This is a genomic window from Paenibacillus thiaminolyticus, from assembly GCF_007066085.1.
Lineage (GTDB): Bacteria > Bacillota > Bacilli > Paenibacillales > Paenibacillaceae > Paenibacillus_B > Paenibacillus_B thiaminolyticus.
This window is the reverse complement of record NZ_CP041405.1, coordinates 5,891,994-5,915,860: the sequence shown is the minus strand read 5'-3', so window position 1 is coordinate 5,915,860 and position 23,867 is coordinate 5,891,994. Positions and strand designations below refer to the sequence as shown.

General features: G+C 56.2%; 24 protein-coding genes. 4 read left to right on the top strand and 20 right to left on the bottom strand.

Features of this window, described 5'->3' with window-relative positions; translation table 11 throughout:
* Positions 1–31: 31 nt before the first annotated feature.
* From FLT43_RS26080 to FLT43_RS26060, 5 genes are all read right to left on the bottom strand, one after another.
* Positions 32–1,303, bottom strand: coding sequence for an adenosylhomocysteinase (locus FLT43_RS26080; protein WP_087442147.1), 1,272 nt, complete (start codon positions 1,301–1,303; stop codon positions 32–34).
* Positions 1,304–1,378: 75 nt separating this feature from the next.
* Positions 1,379–3,007 carry a bacillithiol biosynthesis cysteine-adding enzyme BshC gene (bshC, locus tag FLT43_RS26075; protein ID WP_087442146.1) on the bottom strand — a complete coding sequence of 543 codons (1,629 nt, stop codon included), beginning with the start codon at positions 3,005–3,007 and terminating at the stop codon, positions 1,379–1,381.
* Positions 3,008–3,101: 94 nt separating this feature from the next.
* Positions 3,102–3,476, bottom strand: coding sequence for a DUF3397 domain-containing protein (locus FLT43_RS26070; RefSeq protein WP_087442145.1), 375 nt, complete (start codon positions 3,474–3,476; stop codon positions 3,102–3,104).
* 40 nt (positions 3,477–3,516) lie between these two features.
* The gene (locus FLT43_RS26065) at positions 3,517–4,491 is read right to left on the bottom strand and encodes a ketopantoate reductase family protein (protein WP_087442144.1); all 975 of its coding nucleotides are present in this window, start codon (positions 4,489–4,491) and stop codon (positions 3,517–3,519) included.
* A 193-nt stretch (positions 4,492–4,684) separates the two neighbouring features.
* A complete protein-coding gene (locus FLT43_RS26060; protein WP_087442143.1) occupies positions 4,685–5,329 on the bottom strand; it encodes an RsfA family transcriptional regulator in 645 nt (214 codons plus the stop codon).
* 339 nt (positions 5,330–5,668) lie between these two features.
* Here FLT43_RS26060 and FLT43_RS26055 point away from each other — a divergent pair, with 339 nt between their 5' ends.
* Complete coding sequence (locus FLT43_RS26055; RefSeq protein ID WP_040730274.1) at positions 5,669–5,905, top strand: DUF2626 domain-containing protein; 237 nt, start codon at positions 5,669–5,671, stop codon at positions 5,903–5,905.
* A 129-nt stretch (positions 5,906–6,034) separates the two neighbouring features.
* Here FLT43_RS26055 and FLT43_RS26050 read toward each other — a convergent pair whose 3' ends face one another.
* Complete coding sequence (locus tag FLT43_RS26050; protein ID WP_087442142.1) at positions 6,035–7,153, bottom strand: class I SAM-dependent methyltransferase; 1,119 nt, start codon at positions 7,151–7,153, stop codon at positions 6,035–6,037.
* 224 nt (positions 7,154–7,377) lie between these two features.
* Between FLT43_RS26050 and FLT43_RS26045 the strand changes: the two genes are divergently transcribed.
* Complete coding sequence (locus FLT43_RS26045) at positions 7,378–8,490, top strand: hypothetical protein (protein ID WP_087442141.1); 1,113 nt, start codon at positions 7,378–7,380, stop codon at positions 8,488–8,490.
* A gap of 29 nt (positions 8,491–8,519) precedes the next feature.
* Here FLT43_RS26045 and FLT43_RS26040 read toward each other — a convergent pair whose 3' ends face one another.
* Together FLT43_RS26040 and FLT43_RS26035 are read right to left on the bottom strand one after the other, a co-directional pair.
* Positions 8,520–9,938, bottom strand: coding sequence for an extracellular solute-binding protein (locus FLT43_RS26040; protein ID WP_087442140.1), 1,419 nt, complete (start codon positions 9,936–9,938; stop codon positions 8,520–8,522).
* Between the two features lie 171 nt (positions 9,939–10,109).
* On the bottom strand, positions 10,110–11,438 hold the full coding sequence (locus tag FLT43_RS26035; protein ID WP_087442139.1) for a PhoH family protein: 1,329 nt from the start codon (positions 11,436–11,438) through the stop codon (positions 10,110–10,112).
* A gap of 150 nt (positions 11,439–11,588) precedes the next feature.
* Here FLT43_RS26035 and FLT43_RS26030 point away from each other — a divergent pair, with 150 nt between their 5' ends.
* Positions 11,589–12,131, top strand: coding sequence for a YhcN/YlaJ family sporulation lipoprotein (locus FLT43_RS26030; RefSeq protein ID WP_087442138.1), 543 nt, complete (start codon positions 11,589–11,591; stop codon positions 12,129–12,131).
* Positions 12,132–12,232: 101 nt separating this feature from the next.
* Here FLT43_RS26030 and FLT43_RS29505 read toward each other — a convergent pair whose 3' ends face one another.
* From FLT43_RS29505 to FLT43_RS25975, 12 genes are all read right to left on the bottom strand, one after another.
* Positions 12,233–12,403 (bottom strand): hypothetical protein, encoded by a 171-nt coding sequence (locus tag FLT43_RS29505; protein ID WP_164776211.1) that lies wholly within the window; start codon positions 12,401–12,403, stop codon positions 12,233–12,235.
* 82 nt (positions 12,404–12,485) lie between these two features.
* The gene (locus FLT43_RS26025; protein WP_087442137.1) at positions 12,486–13,601 is read right to left on the bottom strand and encodes an LCP family protein; all 1,116 of its coding nucleotides are present in this window, start codon (positions 13,599–13,601) and stop codon (positions 12,486–12,488) included.
* A gap of 23 nt (positions 13,602–13,624) precedes the next feature.
* Positions 13,625–13,906, bottom strand: coding sequence for a hypothetical protein (locus FLT43_RS26020; RefSeq protein ID WP_087442136.1), 282 nt, complete (start codon positions 13,904–13,906; stop codon positions 13,625–13,627).
* Between the two features lie 60 nt (positions 13,907–13,966).
* Positions 13,967–14,257, bottom strand: coding sequence for a YlaH-like family protein (locus FLT43_RS26015; RefSeq protein WP_006675609.1), 291 nt, complete (start codon positions 14,255–14,257; stop codon positions 13,967–13,969).
* Between the two features lie 37 nt (positions 14,258–14,294).
* Positions 14,295–16,136, bottom strand: coding sequence for a translational GTPase TypA (typA, locus tag FLT43_RS26010; RefSeq protein WP_087442135.1), 1,842 nt, complete (start codon positions 16,134–16,136; stop codon positions 14,295–14,297).
* 153 nt (positions 16,137–16,289) lie between these two features.
* Complete coding sequence (locus tag FLT43_RS26005; protein ID WP_087442134.1) at positions 16,290–16,775, bottom strand: glutamate synthase; 486 nt, start codon at positions 16,773–16,775, stop codon at positions 16,290–16,292.
* A gap of 213 nt (positions 16,776–16,988) precedes the next feature.
* Positions 16,989–17,657 carry a TerC family protein gene (locus FLT43_RS26000; RefSeq protein ID WP_087442133.1) on the bottom strand — a complete coding sequence of 223 codons (669 nt, stop codon included), beginning with the start codon at positions 17,655–17,657 and terminating at the stop codon, positions 16,989–16,991.
* Positions 17,658–17,752: 95 nt separating this feature from the next.
* Positions 17,753–19,042, bottom strand: a complete 1,290-nt coding sequence (gene thiI, locus FLT43_RS25995; RefSeq protein WP_087442132.1) for a tRNA uracil 4-sulfurtransferase ThiI — start codon at positions 19,040–19,042, stop codon at positions 17,753–17,755.
* A gap of 24 nt (positions 19,043–19,066) precedes the next feature.
* Positions 19,067–20,224, bottom strand: a complete 1,158-nt coding sequence (locus FLT43_RS25990; protein ID WP_164776218.1) for a cysteine desulfurase family protein — start codon at positions 20,222–20,224, stop codon at positions 19,067–19,069.
* Positions 20,225–20,454: 230 nt separating this feature from the next.
* Entirely contained in the window at positions 20,455–20,799 is a 345-nt protein-coding gene (locus tag FLT43_RS25985) for a hypothetical protein (RefSeq protein WP_087442130.1), read from the bottom strand.
* Positions 20,800–20,824: 25 nt separating this feature from the next.
* The gene (locus FLT43_RS25980) at positions 20,825–21,031 is read right to left on the bottom strand and encodes a DUF1540 domain-containing protein (RefSeq protein WP_087442129.1); all 207 of its coding nucleotides are present in this window, start codon (positions 21,029–21,031) and stop codon (positions 20,825–20,827) included.
* A 160-nt stretch (positions 21,032–21,191) separates the two neighbouring features.
* Positions 21,192–21,692, bottom strand: coding sequence for a DUF3907 family protein (locus FLT43_RS25975; protein WP_087442128.1), 501 nt, complete (start codon positions 21,690–21,692; stop codon positions 21,192–21,194).
* Between the two features lie 259 nt (positions 21,693–21,951).
* Between FLT43_RS25975 and FLT43_RS25970 the strand changes: the two genes are divergently transcribed.
* A complete protein-coding gene (locus tag FLT43_RS25970) occupies positions 21,952–23,859 on the top strand; it encodes a S8 family peptidase (RefSeq protein ID WP_087442127.1) in 1,908 nt (635 codons plus the stop codon).
* Positions 23,860–23,867 lie beyond the last annotated feature (8 nt).

Sequence of the window (23,867 nt, the reverse complement as noted above, 5' to 3'; positions counted from 1 at the left end):
CAAAGAAGCGGGCGGCCGGTAAACGCGGCTATTAATGTTCTTGCCAGCTGGACAAATAGGATTGCTGTTCAGCCGACAGCGTGTCGATCGAAATGCCGAGCGACTCCAGCTTGAAGCGGGCGACCTGCTCATCCAGTTCGTACGGCACATTGACAACCTTGCTGCCGATGCGCTCGTAGTGCTCGTTCACATATTTCAACGACAATGCCTGCAGGGCAAACGTCATATCCATAATCTCTGCCGGATGCCCGTCCCCCGCTGCCAGGTTGACAAGGCGGCCTTCCGCCAACAGATAAATGCTGCGTCCGTCCTTCAGCTTGTATTCTTCAATATTTTTACGTACCGTGCGCACGTTCTGCGCGCGCGCTTCCAGCTCCGGCTTGTTCACTTCCACATCGAAATGGCCGGCGTTGGACAAAATCGCGCCATCCTTCATGACGTCGTAATGCTCACCGCGAATGACATCGCGGTTCCCCGTAACCGTCACGAAAATATCGCCTGCGCGAGCCGCTTCGCTCATCGGCAGCACGGTAAATCCGTCCATATACGCTTCGACGGCCTTAATGGCGTCGATCTCTGTCACGATGACGTTCGCGCCAAGGCCTTTCGCCCGCATCGCCACGCCCTTGCCGCACCAGCCATAACCGATGACGACGACCGTCTTGCCGGCTACGACGAGATTCGTTGTGCGGTTGATGCCGTCCCACACCGATTGGCCTGTGCCGTACCGGTTGTCGAACAAGTATTTGCAGAAGGCGTCATTGACGGCGACCATCGGGAATTGGAGCGTGCCATCCTTCTCCATCGCCTTCAAGCGCAGTATTCCTGTCGTCGTCTCCTCGGCGCCGCCGCGCACCTGCCCGCGCAAATCCGGGCGCTCCGAGTGCAGAATCGAGATCAAATCGCCGCCGTCGTCGATAATCAAGTCCGGCTTCGTCTCCAGCGTGCGAAGGAGCAGCTGCTTGTACTCTTCCGGTTCCGGATTGTACTTCGCATAGACCGTAATCCCGTCTTCAACCAGCGCGGCGCAGACATCGTCTTGCGTCGACAACGGGTTGCTGCCGGTAATCGTCACATCCGCGCCGCCGGCCTGCACGACCTTGGCCAGGTAAGCCGTCTTCGCTTCCAGGTGGAGCGAGATCGCTACCTTCAAGCCCTTGAACGGCTGCTCCGCTTCGAATTGCTTGCGAATCCGGTTCAGCACCGGCATATGGGCTTGCACCCAATCGATCTTCAAATGCCCTTCTGGGGCCAATGCAATATCGCGGATGATGCTATGATCCGCTGCTTTTGTCTGACTCATCCTCTACACCCTTCCCTTCCTGTTATAGCTATCGTATTCTGCAGATGCGCGTCTGATGACCCGGAGCAACCCTTGTTACAGCACAACCAAGCGGTTCTCCCCGTTCCACAGCACGGGAGCTTCCATCATTGGCTTGAACCAGCCTTCCCCGTAGCGGCAGGCGTACATCAGCATATTGTAGACCCGCTCCTGCGGCCGATCCTGCGGATGAAGCGTCAGCCTCATCCGCTCCCACTGGCGAAGACCCGATTCATGCTGCTTCTGGAGCGCATCCTTCGCCCGGTGATGCAGGAAGTCGATCTGCTCCAGCACCTTCGCCCGGTTCGTATCCCCCAAGCGGCCGAGCGCGGGGAGCGCTTCGTTCAGCCGGGCAAGCAGCTCTTCGTAGCGGGCATCGACATCATCGCGGAGCGAAGCGAACCGTTCATCGAGCCCCAATTCATCCTGAGCCGTCAGCCACGCTTCCTTCCTCTCCTCATAATGCCCGATGATCTCTTCGGCCGTCAATTCATATTTCCCAAGCAGCTTGTTCACGGTTCCTTCCAGACAGGTGAAGCCCATGCGCGGCCAGAGCAGCGGCATCCGCATGCCGAGCGCGCGGAAAGCTTCCTTCGTCTGCGCCCAGTACGCAATCTCGCCGGGACCGAGCACGGTAGCCAGCACCGGGAACAAATATTCCTGCATCAACGGGCGGGTCAGCACGTTGTTGCTCAGCAGATGGGGCGCCGATTCCGCGGCGGTCATCAATTCATCCGCGCTTCGGACCAGGGTCCGGTGCCTGTCGGTAAAGCACTCATCTTCCTTGAACAGCAGATGCCGCTCTCCCTCGTGAATCAGGAACAGATTCGCTCCGTTCTCGGCACGGTCCGCCTGAGTGGGGAAGCCGCGCGAAGCCAACTCGCGCTCGCTGTCGCCGTAGGCCTGTCTCAGCCGGTCGTTCTGAGCGATGAGGCTGCGGAACATCGGCCCTTCGACCTGGCGCAGCTCCGGATCGGCCGAATCAAGGAACACGAGGCCATATGCGCCGAACATGCCTCCGAGCAGCACGGCGCATGCATCGGTAAGCGAGGCGGCGCCGGCGGAAGCCTCCCGCACCCGCTCCATCAGCGCCGGCTTGAACTCCGTAGCCGGAAGCAAGGCGTCCACCTCATTCAATACCGCTTCCCATTGCTCCTCATCCAGTCGAATGCCGGTGACCGGCGCGCGCGTTCCCTCCTTCTTCTCCACCCGGACCCGGGCGACAGAAGGTTCCGGCGTGAGGAAATACGCATGATTCACTTCATCGAAGTCATGATCCTCTCCCGCGAGCCAGAAGATCGGAATAACCGGGCGGCCCAGTCTCGCCTCCGCCTCCTGGGCCATGCGGATAATCGATACCGCCTTATAGACGACAAGCAGCGGGCCGGTAAATAAGCCGCCCTGCTGTCCGCCGACGACGACGAGGGCGTCGTCCCGCTCCAGCCGATCCAACGATGCCGTTACGGCCGGATGATCGTTCCTAGCCTTATTATATCGGCGCAGGACGGAGACGAGCCGCATGCGATCCGCCCGCAGATGCGCCGCTTCATCCACCCAGCGGACGCGCGTCTCCCAATCGCGATCCGGATGATATTCATATAGCGATTCGATAACCGCATCGTCACGTTCTATGTATCGTGTTGCCAATGATTGCTGTATAGGTATGTTCAATATAGGCCAAGTCATGTAAGCCGCCTCCTCTGTCTATCGTCTCGATTGTACACAATGCGGCTTGGGTACGTCAAAGAGGCGCTGTTGGCGCACGCGCTTCCCGCGGCGGCTATACACTCGCAACATATGCGATAATGCCGATGAGCAGCAGAATAATATAAAGGATGCTGAGAATGAAGAAGGCCAATCTCCAGATCGTCCTCGCCAGCCGCTGAACGTGAATTTTACCGTATTTGCGGTGCTGGAGGCCGCCAAGCAAGCCGATGGCAAGGAGCAGCATAAGACAGATCCAGTAGAATCCGGCGGAGGAGCCTGTAATCATATTATAGAGGCCCCCAACCGAAGCGATAAGGAAGAATGTCGTCACGTCCATGGCCAGCATGAACGCTTTTTTCTTGGGCCTGACCCAGTAGGAACCGGCAACCCACACGATAATGAACGGAAAAAACGGCAATGCCGATAAAAATACGAAAATGGTATGCATGGGCGGTGTGTCTCACTCCTTTGGACCGAAGAAGTAGATGCTAGCGGTGTCTTGGCTCGCCAGCCCGGATCAGGCGGTATATTGTCTGATGCAGCGGGGTGCCGGCCCCATAGCGCGCGCCGAGCCGGATAATCGCGCCCGTAATGGCCTCGCATTCCGTCGGACGGCCAGCCAATATATCCTGCAGCATGGAAGAGGTGTTGCCGGCCGTAAGGCGGCACACATCCATAATCCGCTTCCATGCTTCCTCTTCATTCACGGGGATGCCGGCGGCATGATAGACCCCGGCCGCTTCAGCCAACAAATCCCGCATCAGCTCTATCCGTTCCGGCTCGTCGAGCAGTTCGCCGTTCTTCACGCGCAGCAGCGCGGTCAACGGATTGATGACGGCGTTGACGAGCAGCTTTTGATAGACCATGTCTTCGATGTTGTTCGACACAAACGCCTCAATTCCTGCCTTTTCCAACAAGTTCTTCGCACAAATACATGAAAAATTCAAAGCGTGAGACCCCGCGTCTTCCTCTGCGGCCGCCGGACCGATCCAGGTTGCTCCGGAACCGGTATGACGAATCCGGTTCGCTCCCTCTCTGGCCGCGGCCTCCGTCGTAACAGCGACCGCGAGCGACGGGGCAGGCCATACCTCCGCCAACGCTTCGGCGTGACCGACCCCGTTCTGGAAGCAGACCAGGGTTGCGCCGGGCTGCCGCGGCATCTTCCCCAGCACGGTGAGCAGCTCAGGTCCGATATGCGTCTGCTTGACGAACAGCCATACCATCCCGGCTTCCAAGCCATGGCGGCTCATCCGGGCCGGCGCCGACGGAAGCGGGAACGCTTCTACTCCTTCATAATGGGAGCGCTGGCCTGACAGCTCCACCACCTCGAAGCCTTCGGTACGAATCTTCTCCGCCTGCTCCTCCGTTCTCGTCCATAGCCGGACCCCGGACTGCCCGCCGGACAGCAGCCGCCCCGCGAACAGAAGGCCGAGCGCGCCTCCTCCGATAATATCGACAATCATGTTCGTCTCTCTCCTTCTTCCGAATTTCTATCGGGTCGTTCTCGTTATATATGAATGATTGAACACGCACTATCAGTGTCCTTGTTATATCAAAGAATCAGCAAAAACACAAAAAAAGCGCCAAGTGAGAGAATTCTCTCGCCAGGTGCTTTCCTTGCGCCGTCCTGCATGTGCCGGGGACGGAAGCCGGCGCCTATTCGATTCGCTCCAGATTGCCGTTGGCATCCATACGGAACCGCGTCTTCACATCATCGTCTTCCTCGCTCAAGATAGCCAATCGGCGGGCACGGTCCATAATTTGAATGAGCGCTTTATAATCATCGTTCACCGTACGATAGTCGGTCTCTACCACATTGACTTGCTTGGAGAGCTCCTCATTTTCCCGCTGCAGACGAACACAGTATTCTTCCTTTTCATGCAGTTCTTTTTCCATATGCTTGATTTGGCGGGTCATTTCCTGCACGTTGTTGCGCATCTGGCGTAAATAGCGGATAACCATGTCCATTGACAACGATTCTTCCGTCAGCATCTCGCCTTTCAAATCCGTGTCTTCTCCCTCTTGCAGCGCAAGAGAAGCGACCTGAGCGCCCAATGGCTGCTTTTTCAAGTAATTCCGCTTCTGCCGCTGCGCCTTCGCTAGCTGGATCGCTGCCTCGTACTTTTTGCGGACGCAGCTGTTCCAACGGAATCCGCACGCTGCGGACGTCCGCCCGATCTTGTCTCCCACTTCCTCAAAAGCGGCCAACTGGGTACTTCCTTCCCGGATATGCCGAAGTGTAACTTCCGCTAAAATCAAATCATCATCTGCAGTCCATGCATCTTGCCTGATTGCTGTCATGAAATAACCTCCTAACGACTTCCATCATTCATATCGGTCGCAAGCAGCTACGCCGCGTTCGCCATCCGATTATTGGAGCGGAGTATACTGCCGCTTGAAATAACCGCTTATTCCATCTCTATGCCCATGCTAGATTTCATAGAATCTATCGGATACTAAAATGTATATCCATTTTTCCTAGGAAACATACGTGCTCGTGTCCATGCTTTATATCACATTTATGAAGATCTGAACAAATTATTTGGTTTTTCGTCACGGTTAATCGTTTACATTACCAACAACGAACGCTATAATATCATTAGAAAAGTGGGACCGATCGTAACGAGAGGAGGATGAATCGTGGCACGAATGTATCGCGTACTCGGCTTCTGGACATTAGTCATCGGTCTAATGGCGTTTGCTGGAGACATGATCGAGATGGCTCTGCTCTTCTTCATGCAGACTGCCTTTTTTGTGTTGTTGGGATATCTGAAATTGTCCGAGCGTACATATATACTTCTGTTCTGGGGGTACATGCTTGTATGCTTCACCGGCTTCTCTTATTGGACCGTATTCGTAATGGGCAAGCCGTTCTAAGGCGGATACGCCGAGGTGACGATGCAGGATATGCTGATGAGCAGCACATAACAGATACGGCCGAAGCCTTCGGGCTTCGGCCGTTCTTTATGTTCAGGCTGCTCCGCTGCCATCCGCCCGCGCAGGCGGCTACGCGGAAGCGTCCCGCGCCAGCAGCAGCACACGGAACCGCTCGCTCAACTGATCGCTCAGGAGCAGCTGCCGGATCGCCCGGTTGCGGCGCGCTTCCGGACTGAACGGATCGGGCTGCGCATGATCGACCAGTTCCTGGAGCAGACCTTGCTCCAGCAGGAAAGCTTTTTGCGTCATATAATGGCGGATCAGCGCCCCGGCTTCAAGGGCGGCCTGCTGGCAGACGCTGAAATCGACCATGGCCGTCATATCCTGCTCGCCGATATGTATCCACGGGTTATCATGGGCGCGATGGCGGTGATAGCACATCAGCGTCCCGTCGACGCGATGCTCCGCCGTCAATTCCTCCGTTACATCGCCATAATCGATGAAGATGAACTCCGCGGCGGATGCATGCCGCAGCATCGTGCCGAGCCAGCTGCTCATGGCGATGCCGGCGTCGCAGATGCGGCCTTCCGGCAGCTCAATCCGATAGCGCTTCAGCCAACGGAGCACTTCCGGGTCAGCCGGAAGCCAGACAGGACGGAAGCTCTGTTCCGCCTCTTCCCAGGCGACGAAGCATTGCTCGATATCCCCGTTGGTTGCGCGGATGCGTTCGACGGGGAACGCATCCAGCAGCTCGTTGGCGAGGACGAAGAGCCGGCTCACGCCCGCCTCACGCCGATAATCGGCCTCCTTCCACCAGGAGACGGGACAGTCTTCTCCGCCCAGCCGCTCCTCGGCCAGCTGTGCATGATAAGGGCTCGCTTCCACGATGGCGTACCGGTAGCCGCTGCAGCGATCCTGGCGCATGCGCTCGTTGATGTGTCCGGCAAGGCGGCCGTTGCCGGCTCCCCACTCGACGATCGTGAACGTGTCCGGCGCCCAGCCTCTCTCTGCAGCCTGGCGCTGAATATAGACCGCGATCATCTCCCCCATGGCGCTGCCCACGTTCGAGCTCGTATAGAAATCGCCCTCCTTGCCGATCTTGGGGCGATCCGACATGTAATAGCCGCCTTCCGGATGGTACAGGCAGCTCTCCATGAAGGCCGAGAAGGGAATCGCTGCCTTGGCGGAATGGCGGATGCGATGAATTAAATGTTGAATGAGAATGGAATTAGAAGGATAATGAGACATGGCAACCATCCTTTCTATTCGTGTGGAAGTAAAACCATGCTCGTCCGGGACTGCCACCCTGCCGGCCCTGCTGGCGGCCCGTTGCGGAGTCACACAGCGGCAGACCGGCCGTGTGTCAGTCCTTCCTTCCCGCTGCCCTGCATCCGGAGCCGGGAAAGAGGTCATAACCCGTCTGGACGAGACATACGATGAGTTGTGCATACCGTTTGTAAGGGGGGAACCCGATGTCACTGGCACAGCGTGCGCGCTATGCGCTGTTGGGACTCGCATTCATACTTCTCTTCTCCATTGCAGTGCCCGGTGCCACTCGTGCGGAACCGACGGTTCATACAGGCTGGAGCAAGGAACCGACCGAAGCGGAGCGCAGGCTGCTCCAGCAGAGCTTGTCGGTTACCGAGCTTAACAAAGAGATCGAGCGTATCGCCGCGAAGGAGTCGGCCGCGGCCGGGGAACGCCGCCAGACGGAAGACGCCCTGCGCAAGCAGGCGGCTGCCTTCGATCAGAAGCGGGAGCAAGCGGGCCGCGTGCTCCGCGCCTATTATATGGGAGAGCGCGACATGCTGCTTCAGGCTCTGCTCTCCGCCCGCGATGAACGCGCCATCTGGCTGCTGTTCGATTACTATCAATTCCTATTCAAGACCGATCAAGAAATATTGGAGACGTATTCCGAGCAGTTGAAAAATCTGAACCGGCTCCGCGATACGTTGGCACGCACGGAACGGGAATTGACGCAAGTCAAGGAACAGCTTATCCGGCAGCGCGACAGAGTGAATGCCCTGCAGCGGGAGCTCGATAGCAATCTGGCGAACAGCAGCGATCCGGAAGCGATGAGCCGGCTTATCCAGGAGTTCACCTCCTATTGGCAGAACATCGGCATGTATGAAGTGCGCCGCCATTTCCGCGCCCTGGCCGATGCAATGCAGAAGCTGCCGGAATTTGTGAAGAAGAGCGGCAATCTGCAAATCGATGGTACTAAGTATACCATTATGATCCAAGAAGAAGAACTGAATGACTTTCTGCGCGAGCAGGATCCAATTTTCGAGCAGTTCTCCTTCCGTTTCCAGGAAGGTTCGATCTCTGCCGAAGGAGAGAGCGCCGGACTGAGCGTCTTCGTTCAAGGTCATTACACGCTGGAGAGCGAGCCGGAAAATAGGTTGCTGTTCCATGTCGACCGTCTGATGTTCAATGGTCTGGAGCTGCCGGATACGACCCGTTCGCAATTGGAAGAGGAATTCGATCTCGGCTTCTATCCGCAGCGGCTGGTATCGTTCATCGAAGCCAGCGATGTCATCGTGGAAGACAAGCAGATTACGGTGCATCTGTCCATGAAATGGTAGTCAACGCGAAGAACCATCAACAGCGGCATTCACTCCCTGTTGATGGTTCTTCTACTCTCAGTCTTGGTGTTCATATGCTGAATCCATTCCAGCTGCAGCTGCTTCGTCGCGAGCTGGCCGGCCATCCAGCGGCTGGCTGCGATGGACCATTGCTCCAGTCCTTCCGCCTCCTTGTATATATGCCGCTTCCGTTCCTGCTTCGGCCGAAATGGCTCCGGCAGGAGCCGCTCGCTGCTCTGAGAGAGATAAGCCTGCTCATGAACAGGAAGGACGGACAGCGTCTCGAACCATTCCCGCTGGACAGACCACTGGGTCATATAGGCGATCCAGCGTCTCGCTTCTTGCTCTGCTTCCGTATGCGACGCGAGGACATAGCTGCGGCTCGTCACCCACTGTCCCGCCGGCGGCCCGGCCTCCCCGGCCGGCTCGACGGCCAGCGGAGCGCTCGCTTCCAGCGCCGCTTCCGAGTAAGGGACGATCGCGAAGGCGATCTCTCCCGTCTTCAGCTTCTCCCATGTATCCATGTGGCTGGATTCAGCGGTCCAACCTTGAAAATGTGACAAGTACGGCTCCAGCTCCGTCAGCGTCTGCTTCCACCGGACCTCCGCGGCCTCGGTGCTCTCCGTCTGCCTTCCGCCCCATTCCGGGCCTTCCTGTGCAGGCACAAATTCGGGATGAAGCAATCCGATCCTCCACAACAGCGAGAGCAGGGCCCGATCATCGTCCGCATGCCACGCGAACCATTGCGGCGGAAGCGGTTGGCCGGCTTCCGGTGAGATAGCCGGCGGCGGAATGATGCCGGACGAAGGCAGACTGTTCGGCGTTGCCGGCGGCTCCTCTGCCACTGCTGGCGAATTCTCGTCGAACAAGCGCTTCCACCCGCTCCAATCGCCGGGCAGAGCGGAGGCGCCGCCGGCGGAATTCACTATATTTTTATTCCACACGAGCACATAAGGATCCAATTGAACCGGCATGCCCCAGGCATAGCCGTTCCACCGCACCCGGTCGCTTAACCATGGCGGGACCGCATCTCCCCCGCTCATTGAAGGATCGAGCGGCAGAATCCAGCCCTTGCGCGCGTACGGGATGACCGATTCACTGTCGAGCAGCAAAATATCGGCGCTCTGTTCCATCTGCATCTCCATCGGCCACTCTTCCTCTACCTGCTGAACGGAGCTGTTGATCAGCTCGACGTAGATGCCGGTCTCGTCCATGAACATCTGGTTCAAGCGCCGAAGCTGGATGAAGGACATCGGCGGGAGCTGCACCGCCACCTTCAATTGCTTCCACGGCTTGGGGCCCGCGTTGTCCGGCGACGGCTTCACGTCGGTCTCCGGAGAGGTATCCTGCTCCGCCTGCTGCGGCACGCTGCCGCTGAACTGGAACAACAACAGCAGGGATACGAAGACCATCATAATCGTGACCAGCGTTTTTTTGAATTGCGGCATTGCCCTCTCCCTTCCGTCCGTTCCTCACTTCTTCTGATATCTATTGTAGCACCCTTGGCCTACCTTGTCCTTACCCGGGAATCCGATGATGGCAAAATAATAAGCCCGGAGCACTATTCGCTCCGAGCCATTCCTTATCTGTGACGCGCCGGCTGCGTCTGACCGGCCGTTCTACAGCAAGTCTGCCGCAATCTGGGCAAGGCGCGACCGCTCTCCCTTCTCAAGCGTCACATGGCCGCTGATCCGCTCGGCTTTGAACCGTTCCACCAGATGAGTCAGGCCGTTGCTCGCCGAATCGAGGTACGGATGGTCAATTTGCGCCGGATCCCCCATCAAGATGATTTTGCTGCCCTCTCCGACCCGGGTGACAATCGTCTTGACCTCATGCTTGGATAGATTTTGCGCTTCGTCAATAATGATGAATTGCCCCGGAATGGAGCGGCCGCGAATGTAAGTCAACGCCTCCACCTGAATGTTGTTCATGCCGACCAGGATTTTGTCGATGTCCCCGGATTTTTTCGTATCGAACAGGAACTCCAGATTATCGTAAATCGGCTGCATCCACGGCCGCAGCTTCTCCTCCTTCTCCCCGGGCAAATATCCGATATCCTTCCCCATAGGCACGACCGGCCGCGCAATCAACAGCTTCTTGTACTTCCGCTCATCTTCCACCTTCATCAGCCCGGCGGCCAACGCCAGCAGCGTCTTTCCCGTGCCGGCTTTCCCTGTCAGCGTCACTAGTGGAATGTCGTCGCTAAGCAGCAGCTCGAGCGCCATCCGCTGCTGGGCGTTGCGCGCCGTAATCCCCCATACCGGATCATTGCTCAAATAGAGCGGCTCCAGCTTGGTGCCCTCGGCATTTACCTTGAGCAAGGCGGATTTGCTCGTGCCAATCTCGTCCTTCAAAATGACGAATTGATGCGGATGCAGCCGCAGCCCGAGCTGCTTCAGCTGAAGCACGCGGCAGGAGTAGAATTCATCGATAATGCTGGGGTGAACATGAACGGAGAACAGGCCGCTGTACAATTCATCTCCCGATTGAACCGTCCGGTCGGACAAATAATCCTCCGTATGCAGTCCAAGCACGTCCGCCTTAATGCGGACAAGCACATCCTTGCTGACCAGGATGACTTCCGCTGGATGCTCCGCATGCTTTTGCTCCAATTGGTAATTCAAGGCGACAGCCAGTATGCGGTTATCGTTCGATACCTCTCCGAACATTTCCTGTACCTTGAGAAAGCTGCGATGATTCAATTCCACCTTCAGCGTGCCTCCGTTGGGGAGACGGACGCCATGATGCAGATGACCGTGTTCCCGCAAGCCGTCCAGCAGCCGGGATACCGATCGCGCATTGCGTCCGAGCTCATCGGCATTGCGTTTTTTCGAATCCATTTCTTCGAGCACAACGGCAGGAATGATCACTTCATTATCTTGAAAAGCAAACAGCGCATTCGGATCATGCAGCAGCACGTTCGTATCCAATACAAAAATTTTGCTCATTGGATTCTCCTTTCGCCGAACAGACCGTTCCAAGAGGGAGGGTGTGGCGATTCATTTTACATTACATAAAAAATGCCGCGGCCGTTCACACTATACTCAATCGGAAGTCTCATTTTTTATTGTCAAACAATAAGGAAAGGTTGATACGTGATGCATAGATTGCTGGTTGCTATCGTGATCGTAGGGATGCTCGCCGGATGCGGCAATGCGAACAGGCAAGCTACACCAAGAAGTTCCGCGGGAGGACAGGCTCAGCCGATCCAGGACGGCAAGCACAACATTCAAGATGCTGGGGCGGTCAGCCAGCATCTTGCCGATCTGGCGGGCAAAGTCCACGGCGTCAAAGCCGCGAATTGCGTCGTCTTCGGAAATACCGCGATTGTCGGCATTGATGTCGATGGCGATACGGAGCGATCCCGGGTAGGAACAATTAAATATTCCGTGGCCGAGGCTCTGAGCAAGGATAAATATGGCGCCAATGCCCTTGTGACAGCCGACATGGATATTAATGCACGACTGCGCGAGATGGCCGCCGACATTCGGCAGGGCCGGCCGATATCCGGCTTCGCGAACGAGCTTGCCGATATTGTCGGGCGCATCGTTCCTCAAGTTCCGAGCCATGTGAAGCAGATTCGGGAAAATGCGCCCGAGCCGGCTCCGAAAGACGGAACCCGCTCCCAGAAGGGTCGTTAACGGCCAGCCGGAGAGGCGGGCGGCCTGAAGCCAGACAAGCACGGGGCTGCTGCCATACCAGACAGGACATGAGGGGACCGTTCCTAAATGCAGCAAAAAGCCTAGTAAATACTAGGCTTTTTGGCGTGGAAACCGGACCTCGCATCGGCCCCAACAAATAGGCGCGCGCCAGCTGGAGGCTGTCTCAGCGTCGGGGGCAGCATGCCGCTGCAGGGCATGTTCAGCATTCTGTCCTGCGGTTCCTTCAGCATGACGGCTCGCTGCTTCAGCATCGCTTCGACCTCCTATACAAGTTCGCTCCTGTTATTCTATTGTATTAATCGATGCGGCAAAAATTGCATCCAACCTGTATAACTAGGCCGCAGGGGCAGGAGGCGCCTCCGCCGGCTCCGTTGTATCCTCCGGAACGGCCGGCTCCTTCAGCGATTTGCCTGCCAGGACATCCTTAAGCGCCTGCTTGCCTTCTTCCAATTTATCCTCGAACGGATAAATATAAGGGCTCTTCCAGTCTCCGTCGACTGAGATGTAATGGATATTATCCTTATCCATCATCATGTACGTTGTCAGGGCGCTGCGAATCTGGGACGGCAGCATGTCGATCGTGAAATTGTCCGCCAAGGCGTCAATGACATCCGTCGCCTTCGTGAGGCCGCCCAGCGTCTGCATATTGTTGACAATCTCCTTCAGCACCGCATTCTGGCGCTTATTGCGATCGAAATCGGTCGTTCCCGGCGTCTGCGGACTGCATCGCCAGTTCGATTTGCGGTAACGGACGAAGTCGAGCGCATTTTTTCCGTCCAGATGTTGAAAGCCTTTGCTCAAATTAATATGCGTGCCGTCTTCCTTGTCAACGTAGCACATATCCTGATCGACATTGACATCGACGCCGCCGACCGCATCGACCAGGTCAACGAAGCCTTTGAAGTTAATGACGGCCGTATAATCAAGATCGATGCCTAAATATTGGCCGAGCATCACACGCATCTCGTCCTCCGGCGTCGCGCTGTCCAGGGTGCCCCGCTCTTTCATGACATAGAAGTTAGGGTAAAAATGATTCAGCTTATCCGGTCCGTATCCCGGGATATTGAAGTACGTATCCCGCGGCAGCGACACGAGCACAGCTTCCTGCGTATCGGGATGAATCGCGCCGACCATGATGACATCCGTCCGCTTCCCCGGAAGCTCCGGCCGGTAATCCAGCCCGAGCAGCACGAACGAGAACGGCTCGCTCTTCGGCGTCAGCGTGGCCTGAACCGTGCTTGTTCCCTCTCCTCCGGCCTTCGCCGTAGAGATGTTATCCAACTGCTTGTTGGCATACAGCAATATGTATCCGGCGTAACTGATGACGCCGAGAGATAGAATGATAATCGCAATGAGAATGGCCTTTAACCATTTCGGCATGCCTTTGCGTGCCGGAACGGCTTTTACGCTCGGTTGTTTTCTCGGCGGCAATGGTGTCGATGAATTCAATTCATATTTCCTCCCACATCATGTTACTCGTTGTATTTCGGATTCGCTTCAATGTCTTTCCACAGCCGTTCCGCTTCATCCCGCTCGAAGCGCTCGGAATGCGCGGCCCCATCCTGCTCATATGTAATGACATAGCTGTCTTCCGCCTCGTTCCACTCGGCGGCGACGGAACCCAGCCGATGATCTTCGCGCAAAATATCTTCAAAAAATGCAACCGTTTCCTTGGCCGCCCCGTCCTCGGGGCGAGCATCTGCCACGATCTTAATCTGCAGCCAATTGAACAGCGCAACCGGCAGCTTCATCATATGCGCTCTCGTCCCTTCTGTTCAGATGCCCGCTGCCTTCCGGCAGCGGGTCAACTCGAATCAGCCTTGATTATTCGCTTCTTTTTTGCGCCGCCGCTCCTCGACGAAGTAACGGATGCGCACCATGAACATTAAGATAACAGCCACGGACAGACATTGCACGATCGGCAGCTTGTCGATCTGGAAAATCAGCAGAATGAACGCCCCGACCGCCATAAACAGATACACCAAAATTTCTTTGAGCAAAGGCAGCTTCTGCTGCGTACGGAACACTTTATTGAAGATGTACACCATGAACGCAAAAATAAGCACGTAGCTTATATATGGATGGGATGCCAACCACGCTTGCATCGAGGGTCACTCCTTTTCCAACGTTGTCCAAATCTCATTATACATGGGATTCGGACATTTTGCGCACTTTTTCTGCACGTTCGCGCTCGCTCTTGTTCAGAATTTTTTTGCGAAGGCGCACCGTGGACGGAGTAATCTCGCAGTATTCATCATCATTCAAATATTCCAGAGCCTGCTCCAGCGAGAATAGACGCGGGGTCTTCATGCGGACCGTCTCATCCTTCGTTGCCGACCGGACGTTCGTCAGGGCCTTCTCTTTGCAGATGTTGACGACGATGTCGTTGTCGCGGTTATGCTCGCCCACGATCATGCCTTCATACACTTCGGTACCCGGCTGAAGGAACAACACGCCGCGATCCTCGACCGACAGCATGCCGTACATCGTGCTTGTACCCGTCTCGGTCGAGACCAGCACCCCTTGATGGCGTCCGCCGACCTGGCCGCCGACATATGGGCCGTAATGGTCGAAGGCATGGTTCATAATGCCGTAGCCGCGGGTCAGCGTCAGGAAATTGGTGCGGTATCCGATCAGTCCGCGGGCTGGAATCAGAAATTCCAGGCGAACCTGGCCGTTGCCGTGGTTGATCATATTGACCATCTCGGCCCGCCGGGTGCCCAAGCTCTCCATAACCGGACCCGTGCAATCTTCCGGAATGTCGATAACGAGCCGTTCGATCGGCTCCATTTTTTTGCCGTCGATCACTTTCACGATAACCTCCGGCTTCGATACTTGGAGTTCATAGCCTTCACGGCGCATATTCTCGATCAGAATGCCCAGATGCAGTTCGCCCCGCCCGGAGACGATAAATGCTTCCGGACTGTCGGTATCTTCCACCCGCAAGCTGACATCGGTCTCCAGCTCCTTCATCAGCCGTTCGCGCAGCTTGCGGGACGTAATCCATTTCCCTTCTCTTCCGGCGAACGGACTGTTGTTCACCACGAAGGTCATCTGCAGCGTAGGCTCGTCAATATGAAGGACAGGCAGTGCTTCCGGATGTGCCGGATCCGCCAGCGTCTCACCGATATTGATGTCCTTGATTCCGGCGATGGCCACGATATCTCCGGCCCCGGCCTCGTTGCGCTCGATCCGCTTCAATCCTTGGAAGCCGAACAGCTTCTCAATCCGCGCCTGCTTCACCTGGCCTTCGCGGTTGATGACGGCGACAGTCTGGCCTTGGCGGATGCGGCCCCGGTTCACGCGGCCGATCGCAATCCGGCCCATATATTCATTGTAGTCAAGCAAGGTAACGAGGAACTGAAGCGGCTCCTCCGGGTTCTCCGTCGGAGAAGGGATATGATCCACGATCGTGTCATATAGCGATTGCATGTTGCTGTCCTGCTGCTCTGGCGACAAGCTCGACGTCCCGTTCAGAGCAGATGCATAGACCACCGGGAAATCGAGCTGTTCGTCATTCGCCTCGAGCTCGATGAACAATTCGAGCACTTCGTCAATAACTTCATGCGGCCGGGCATTCGGGCGATCGATCTTGTTGACGACAACGATCGGCGTCAGATTATGCTCCAGCGCTTTGCGGAGCACGAACTTCGTCTGCGGCATGCAGCCTTCGAAGGCATCGACGACGAGCAGGACCCCGTCGACCATTTTCATAATGCGCTCCACTTCTCCGCCGAAATCGGCGTGACCCGGAGTATCCACGATATTAATCAAGTAATCTTTATACGTAATCGCGGTGTTTTTGGCCAAAATCGTAATGCCCCGTTCACGCTCCAGATCGTTAGAGTCCATGACGCGTTCCTGCACCACTTCATTGTCGCGGTATGTGCCGGACTGCTGGAGAAGCTTATCCACGAGCGTCGTCTTGCCATGGTCAACGTGGGCGATAATAGCGATATTGCGAATGTTTTTTCGATCTTGCATACTTAAACCTTTCCCTTCTGGATGTGAATGACATGCATTGGAATCGTCCTCGTCCGCGGCAAGGCGTACAAGGCAATTCATCAAGAAAAACGCCGGGATGAGGCGGCGTTTCTACTCGGACAGAATGGTGTCTCCATGTTGCGGCAAAGCCTCTTAATATCTACGGCCTAAGCGGCCGAACACGAGAGCGGCTCCAACCACGATGAGCGCAATCGCAATCATGTAGAGGCTGATTGTAATCATGAGCATCAGGATAAAAATGCCGATCCCTGCCCCGCCGAACATTAGCGAGCCGAGCCATGCTTGGCGCGGGTGAAGCGGATCTTCCACATAATAGCCGTACAGCCCTACCCCGACCCCAATCAGAAGCAGAGGCCACAGCCATACGAACAGACTGGCGCTAATCCACTGCGTCAGCATGAACAGCACGCCGTAGACGGTCAGCATGCCGGCAGGCACCATCGTAATGGGCGGGGCAATTCTCGCCCGGACGAGGCCGTACGCGCCCAAGCCGACAAGGAACATGATGAGCGGCCACAAGTTGCCGCCGATAAAAGCAAAGACTCCCCATTTGCCCAACAATATAAATAAGCCTGCAGCGAGGATAACGATGCCGATCACTTGTTGATTTTTGCCCATTCGACAAAACCTCCATGCATCATGGTTACGATTTGAGAGACAGGGTGCGACATTTAGTGCATCATTTTTATCTTTTCTAGTGTATATGAAAGTCCGGAAAAATACCACCATCACCTGAAAATTTGCAAAATCGGCAAATGGCAAAAAAAACAGCCGTTCCCCGAAAAGGGCAGCGGCCGTATGCCTATACCGCATCATCGCACCATACGGGTGTTATTCTGTTCCGATCTTGCCCCTGACGCGAAAAAATACACTGAGAAGCAATGCCAGTCCGGCCATTACCCAAGGGAGACTTCCTTCCAAATGAAGGCCCGACCGGTCTATCCAGGCGACGATCTGCGTATCGGACGCAATCATCTCACCAGCGGTGTAAGCAAGAATTCCCGCTCCCGCATACATGAGCTGCGGCAGCCGTTCCAGCCAGCGGCTGATGATCGTGCTGCCCCATACGATAAGCGGAATACTGAGCGCAATGCCGATAATTACAAACTCCATTCGCCCCTTCGCAATGGCCGCGATCGCCAGCACGTTATCCAGACTCATTACGAAATCCGCGATTAGAATGGTGCGGATCGCCGTCCATAAGGAGCCGGCCTCTTTCATCTCATCCGGCTCTTGCCGGGGCGAGGCGGTCAGTTGAACGGCGATGGCGAAGAGCATCGCTCCGCCCGCCGCTTGGAGCAGCGGGATTCGCAGCAGTGTGACGGCCACAACGGTAAGCACGCAGCGCATAAGCACGGCGCCCCCTACGCCCCACCATACCGCTTGACGTTGGTAATGGCCGGGAAGATGGCGGGAAGCCATGGCGATAACAACCGCATTGTCACCGCTCAGCACGATATTGATCAGCAGTATTTCCCCTATCATCCAGATCGAGTTCATAGTCCGTCCCCCCTGTCTACTACATGTATGAGCAGAGGAGACAGGCTATGACGTTTTTTTGTGCGTGAACCGTAAGGGATAGCTTGTATAAGGGGTTAGAACCAGTCATCCTTCCGGGCAGGCTGGTCGTCCGGCTTGCCGGATACTTCTGTTACAGATGCATCTTGCCGTTCCGGTCCGGACAGGACTATTGCAGTATCAGGATTTCCGCCGGCCCGCAGGACGAGGGACTCTGTCTGAGCCACTGCCGCTTCCAGGAGCGCTTCATAGTCCTTCATGGAATGCTCGGCATATTCGACGACACGCAGATTCGGATTGGTCGAGGGCGATTTCGGCACGAACAAGGTGCAGCAATCCTCGTACGGCAGAATGGACAGGTCATACGTTCCGATCTGCTCCGCAATCCGGATAATTTCATTTTTGTCCATCGTGACAAGCGGGCGCAGCAGCGGCAGATCGGTAACGCGACCGATGACATTCATGCTTCCGAGCGTCTGGCTCGCCACTTGCCCGAGACTGTCCCCCGAGATAAGCGCCCCGGCTTTGCGCTGTTCGGCCAACCGGGTCGAGATGCGCATCATCGCCCGCCGCATCAGCGTAATCATCAAGTTGTCCGGCGCATCCTGATGCAGCCGGGTCTGAATCTCGGTGAACGGGACGAGGTGCACCCGTATCCGCCCGGCATAGTTGGCAAGCACCTGCGCCAGATCCAGTACCTTCTGCTTGGCCCGTTCGCTCGTGAACGGATAGCTGTGGAAATGAATCGCCTCGATTTCCAAGCCTTTGCGCAGCGCCTGATACCCGGCAACAGGGCTGTCGATACCGCCGGACAGCAGCAGCATGGCCCGCCCGTTGGATGCCAGCGGGAAGCCGCCCGCCCCCGGAATAACCTCGTTGAACAGATAGGTCCCTTCTTCGCGCACCTCTACATGCAGCTCGATATCGGGCTTGCGGACATCGACGGTGAGCTGCGGGTATTGTCGCAGAATCGGGGCGCCGACTAGATGATTCATTTCCTGCGATCCGTGCGGGAAGGCTTTCCAGGCTCTCCGGGCCGTGACCTTGAAGGTCGTATTCTCCCCCGGATTCATCTCGGCCATGAGCTGCAGCGCCGTCTCCACAATCGGTTCCAGCTCCGAAGGAGCCCGCTTCACCGGGCTGAGCGACACGATGCCGAACACCCGGCGCAAGGCGCCAACCACCTCATCTATAGGCTCTCCGTTCAATTCCACGTACATCCGGCCGTATACCCGGATAATTTTGGCCTGCGGGAATGGTGCCAACACGAACTTGACATGCTGGTAGGCGGCTTTTTCAAATCTGCCGCGGTTCTTTCCTTTGATGGCCAATTCCCCGTATCGGAGAAGTATCATATCGTAATTCATAGCTGGTTCGGTCCTTTCCCCTATTTATCTTCGGCTTGTCCGCATGGGAGCCAGCCGCTTCGTCACTTCAGCCAATGCGTCGGACAGACGCTCGATGCTTGCCGCATCGGTCTCGGCGCCCATGCTGATGCGAAGCCCGCTGGCGGCGCGTGCCGTATCATTCGTCATCGCCATCAGCACCCTGCTCGGCTGGTGCAGCTTGGAGGAGCATGCCGATTGGGTGGACAGGATAATCCCCAGTTCTTCAAGCGCATGCACGACCACTTCGGACTTCATCCCGGGGAACGACAGATTGACGATATGCGGTGCGGCAAGAGGGAGCGGCGGACTGTTCAACACAAGCGGCTCCAATTCCTCCAACCGACGGATCAGCAGCCCGCGCAGCTCAGACCAGCGCTCGTAATTCGCCTGCTGCTCTTCGACGGCGAGACGGACCGCCTTAGACAGTGCGATCACGCCAGGCACATTGACAGTTCCCGGCCGGAGACGGTGCTCCTGCGCTCCTCCGGCGAACAACGGCTTCAACGGAGCTTGTCCCCGCCGCACCAAGGCGCCCACTCCTTTTGGGCCTCGGATTTTATGCCCGGAGAGGCTGTACAGATGCACGCCCCATCCTTCCAGATCGACCGGCAGCTTGCCCAGGCCCTGCACGCCGTCCACGTGGAACACGATACCCGGATGCGCGCGCACGATGCGGCCTGCCTCGGCAAGAGGCTGAACCGATCCGGTCTCATTATTGACATGCATCAGCGAAATGAGCGCCGTCTCCGGCCGTATGGCCGCTTCCAGCTCCTCGGGACGGATGCGCCCATGCTCATCTACGGGCAAATACGTGACGGATAAGCCCTCCTGCTCCAGCTCCCGGAAGCATTCGTAGACAGAGGCATGCTCGATCGCCGACGTAATAATATGCCGCGGACGGCCTCCGGCAAGAGCCCGAACCGTTCCCACAATGGCCAGGTTGTTGCTCTCGGTCGCTCCGGACGTGAAAATGACATCGTTCGGAGACGCGTTCAACGCGCCGGCCACGACTTCCCGCGCCCGCCGGACCAACTGCTCCGCCTGGCCTCCCATTTCATGAATCGAAGAGGGATTCGCATATATTTGCTCCATCACTTCTGTCATCGTCCGAATGACGTCCGGATGCGGAGGCGTGGAGGCGCTATGATCAAAATATAGCATTGACCTCGTTGATGTTTTCAAGCTAAACCTCCTTTAAATAAAAAAGATCAAAACAGCATGGGAAGCGCTCCCCCGCTTCCGCCGTTGTTGATCCCCTGCAACTTCGACATTACTTGTTATTTTACACGTTTTCTGCTGATCGCACCATCTTTTTTGCGGCGGACTTTTCATTCTATAAGATAAAGAGCTTGTCCCCGCCGCAGCGGTTACAAGCCCTGAATAGAGTGCGTTTACATAGAGGCCAGCATCATCAAGCGAAGCACGATGGCCAAAATACCAACTAGTATGGCGATCATTCCCAAGGTACGGCTCCCTTGCAAATACGACAGGCCTCCAAGCGCGATGCCGCTCAGGCCAAGCACAAAGGGAAATATAAAGACCGATACAAGAGAAAACCCTACGGCGACAGCGCCTACTCCGGAAAAATGATCGACTGCTTCCCGTTCCTTCTCGGCGTCTACGTTCATCGCCTCCCGAGGAGGAAGGGTCCCTGCTTCGGCAGAGAATTCGGTATCCCGCGCGATCGACTCGCGGTGGCGGTTCTTTATGTGGCGGCGGCCTTTCGCTTTTTTCATCCCATTGTCCCTCCCGTACCTTTGATTATTTCGGTTCAAACGTTTGGCAGCAGGTTACGGATGATTTGGAAGCTGTATCTTTGTGGCGGCCATACTCTTCAGCGAATTCCGACTTCAAATTCGCGGATGCGTGCTTATCGATTTCAATCATAATCTCGCTGGCTTGACAGCGGTAGTCGCCCCAGAACTTGCAGTTGGATACACTGCAATTCACCAATGGCTTATCACTCATGTCAGTCACCTCCGTTACACAGGATGTCCTGCCGCCGCCGCCCCTATGCCGTGCCGCCATACCCATTTCCAACACAAAAAGACGCTCCGTTCCAATCCGAAGCGTCATTGACTATCATTCCGTTATTTGTGCGGCTGGCCGCCGGCCAAGCTTCGCCCCTTCATTGGGTAAGCTGCATTCTCCGCTCTGACATATAATCGCTTTCGTAATAGCTTAGCTCCTCCCGCAGCTCTTCGAACAGCCGGGACAATTCCTGAACCAAGCGCTTCACCCCGCGCTCGGGGGTTATGCGGAAGCGTATCGCTTCCCGGCCGGTATACGCATACCGTCCATCCTCGGTATACGCTTCATGCTTCGGATTGAAGAAGGCATGCACGCAATGATGATACAGCTCATACAGCGCTTTCTCCGCAAACGGCTGCTCGAAATTCGCCCGCCGCAGCGCTACGCCGAGCCGTTCATAACTGACTTCGGAAAAAACGAGCAAGTGCCGGAAATCTGCCAGTATTCCTTTGTAAAAAGCCAACGTTTCATCATCTGTCTGCTCGCCTGCCAATTGGGCCAGCGTATGCCCGTTCAAAAACTGCTCTAGTTTGTCTGCTGCTTGTGCCACATGGCCCCGGGCCAACTCGCATTGCTGTCTTACTGTGGATGCTGACATGGAAAAAGCTCCTCCCTTAATCGCGTCATTGCATACCTGAACGCTTCAAACACATACCATTTTGCCATTTTATCCTACCATAAATAAAAGCAAAAAGGTACTGTCCGCAACCAATGTTTGGCTTCCTTTTGCCGTCCGAATAATTTGGCCCCCAACGTCTCAAGCTAAAGCCAAATCTTCCATACCCCGCGCTCCGCAGACGACAATGTTCCGTGTCTCTGGAGCAGATGGATACGGCCCGGACAAGGAGGAACATCATATGTTGAAACCCCGCCATTGGGTAGGCATTGCCGCTCTGGGAACGGCAATTCTGGCCATTCCCTTACTCTGGTCCACGAACCGTGCTCCGGTTGAGAACGGACGTACGGCCGCGATGCAGGAAATTCATATTAAAAATAAGGTTCTTCAACAGGATATGCACTTTACGGAGCGCTTGTTCACCATGGACGCCCGCCGAGATATCGATGCGGCGCTCGAAGAGTGGCATGGGCAGACGCCGAAGCAGATGAGTACGCTCTCCGAGGAATTTATCCAAGCGCACCCCCATTTCATTTATATGAAATGGATGGATTTCGGCAAGGGGACGGATTGGGTCAAAGGAGAGCTGCCGAAGGATACGGCCCGGACTGGCCATCAAAAACTGATGGAGCAGTTGAAAATCGCGGAATCGTCCGTTAAAAAGCAGCAATCGTACGTATCCCCGCAGCTGACCATCCAAGGCAAGCATCATATCGTCATGGGGATACCGGCCCCCGGCAAGAACCATGCCATCGTGGCCCTCGTCAATCAGCATGTCGTTCAGACCGTGCGCAAGCTTCAGCAGAAAAATTTGCGACTCGTCCCTTATCCGCCCGAGTCCAAGTTCCGCGTCAAATCCGTGGATTCGGATTCGATGCGGGATGTGAAGGTGAAGGATGGGGAAGACAATGCCGGCACAAGCCATTACTATGAGAACGAAGTCGTGGTGCGGTTCCGGGATGAGCCGACAGCGGATGCGTTGCAGCGAATGACGCGGGAGACCGGAAGCGAACAGCCGCGCAAACACAAGCTGGGCGCTACCTATGTGTTCCGGTCCCATCAGATGACGGCGGAACAAATGACCCAATATTTCGCCCAGTACAATCCGCTGTATGTCGAGCCTCATTTTCTGTACATGACGAATGGCAAGTCTCGCCCTACAAGCGTATTGCCGATGGTTGGGAATGAGCCGGCCGGCGTGGCCGTCGAAGAGCCGAACGACATCTTATACAAGCCCTATCAATGGAACTTGCCCAGCATTCAGACGAACCGGGGCTGGTCCATCAGCAAAGGAGCCGACAATGTCATTATCGGGGTCGTCGACACCGGGGTCGACATGAAGCACCATGATCTGAAGGGCCGGCTGCTGGACGGCCATAATGTGTTCGATCCGGGTTCTCCGCCCCAGGACGATGTCGGCCATGGCACCCATGTGGCCGGCATTATCGGAGCCAATGTGAACAATCGGGAAGGCGTAGCCGGCATGACCTGGGTGAATCCGATTTTACCGGTCAAGGCGCTGGACAGCACCGGCTCGGGAACGACCTATTCCGTCGCGGAAGGGATTATTTGGGCCACCGATAATGGGGCCAAAGTCATCAACCTGAGCCTCGGCAACTATGTAGATGGGGCATTCCTCCATGATGCCGTCAAATACGCGTTCGAGCGCGATGTCGTTCTCATCGCCGCTACAGGCAATGACAATACGAAGCGCCCTGGCTACCCGGCCGCTTATCCCGAAGTATTCGCGGTCTCTGCGACCGACGCCGATGACAAGCGCGCCTCCTATTCCAATTACGGCAATTACGTCGATGTCGTGGCGCCCGGCACCTCAATCGCCAGCACCTACCCGAACAATCAATATGCCGCCTTGTCAGGCACATCCATGGCATCTCCGCATGTGACGGCGCTTGCGGCACTTATCCGTTCGATCAACCCGGGGCTCAAAAATACTGAGGTGTACGAGATCATGCGCCAGAGCGCTACGGATCTGGGCACGCCGGGCAAGGACATCGACTTCGGCTATGGCAAAATCGACGTCGCCCGCGCGTTGAGCATGGCGGAACAGGGCAACTCCTCCCTGTCTCTGTACCCGCAGAACATTGAGCGGAAGCTGAACCGCTTCATCTCCCGCTTCATCGGTATGTAAAAGTAAAA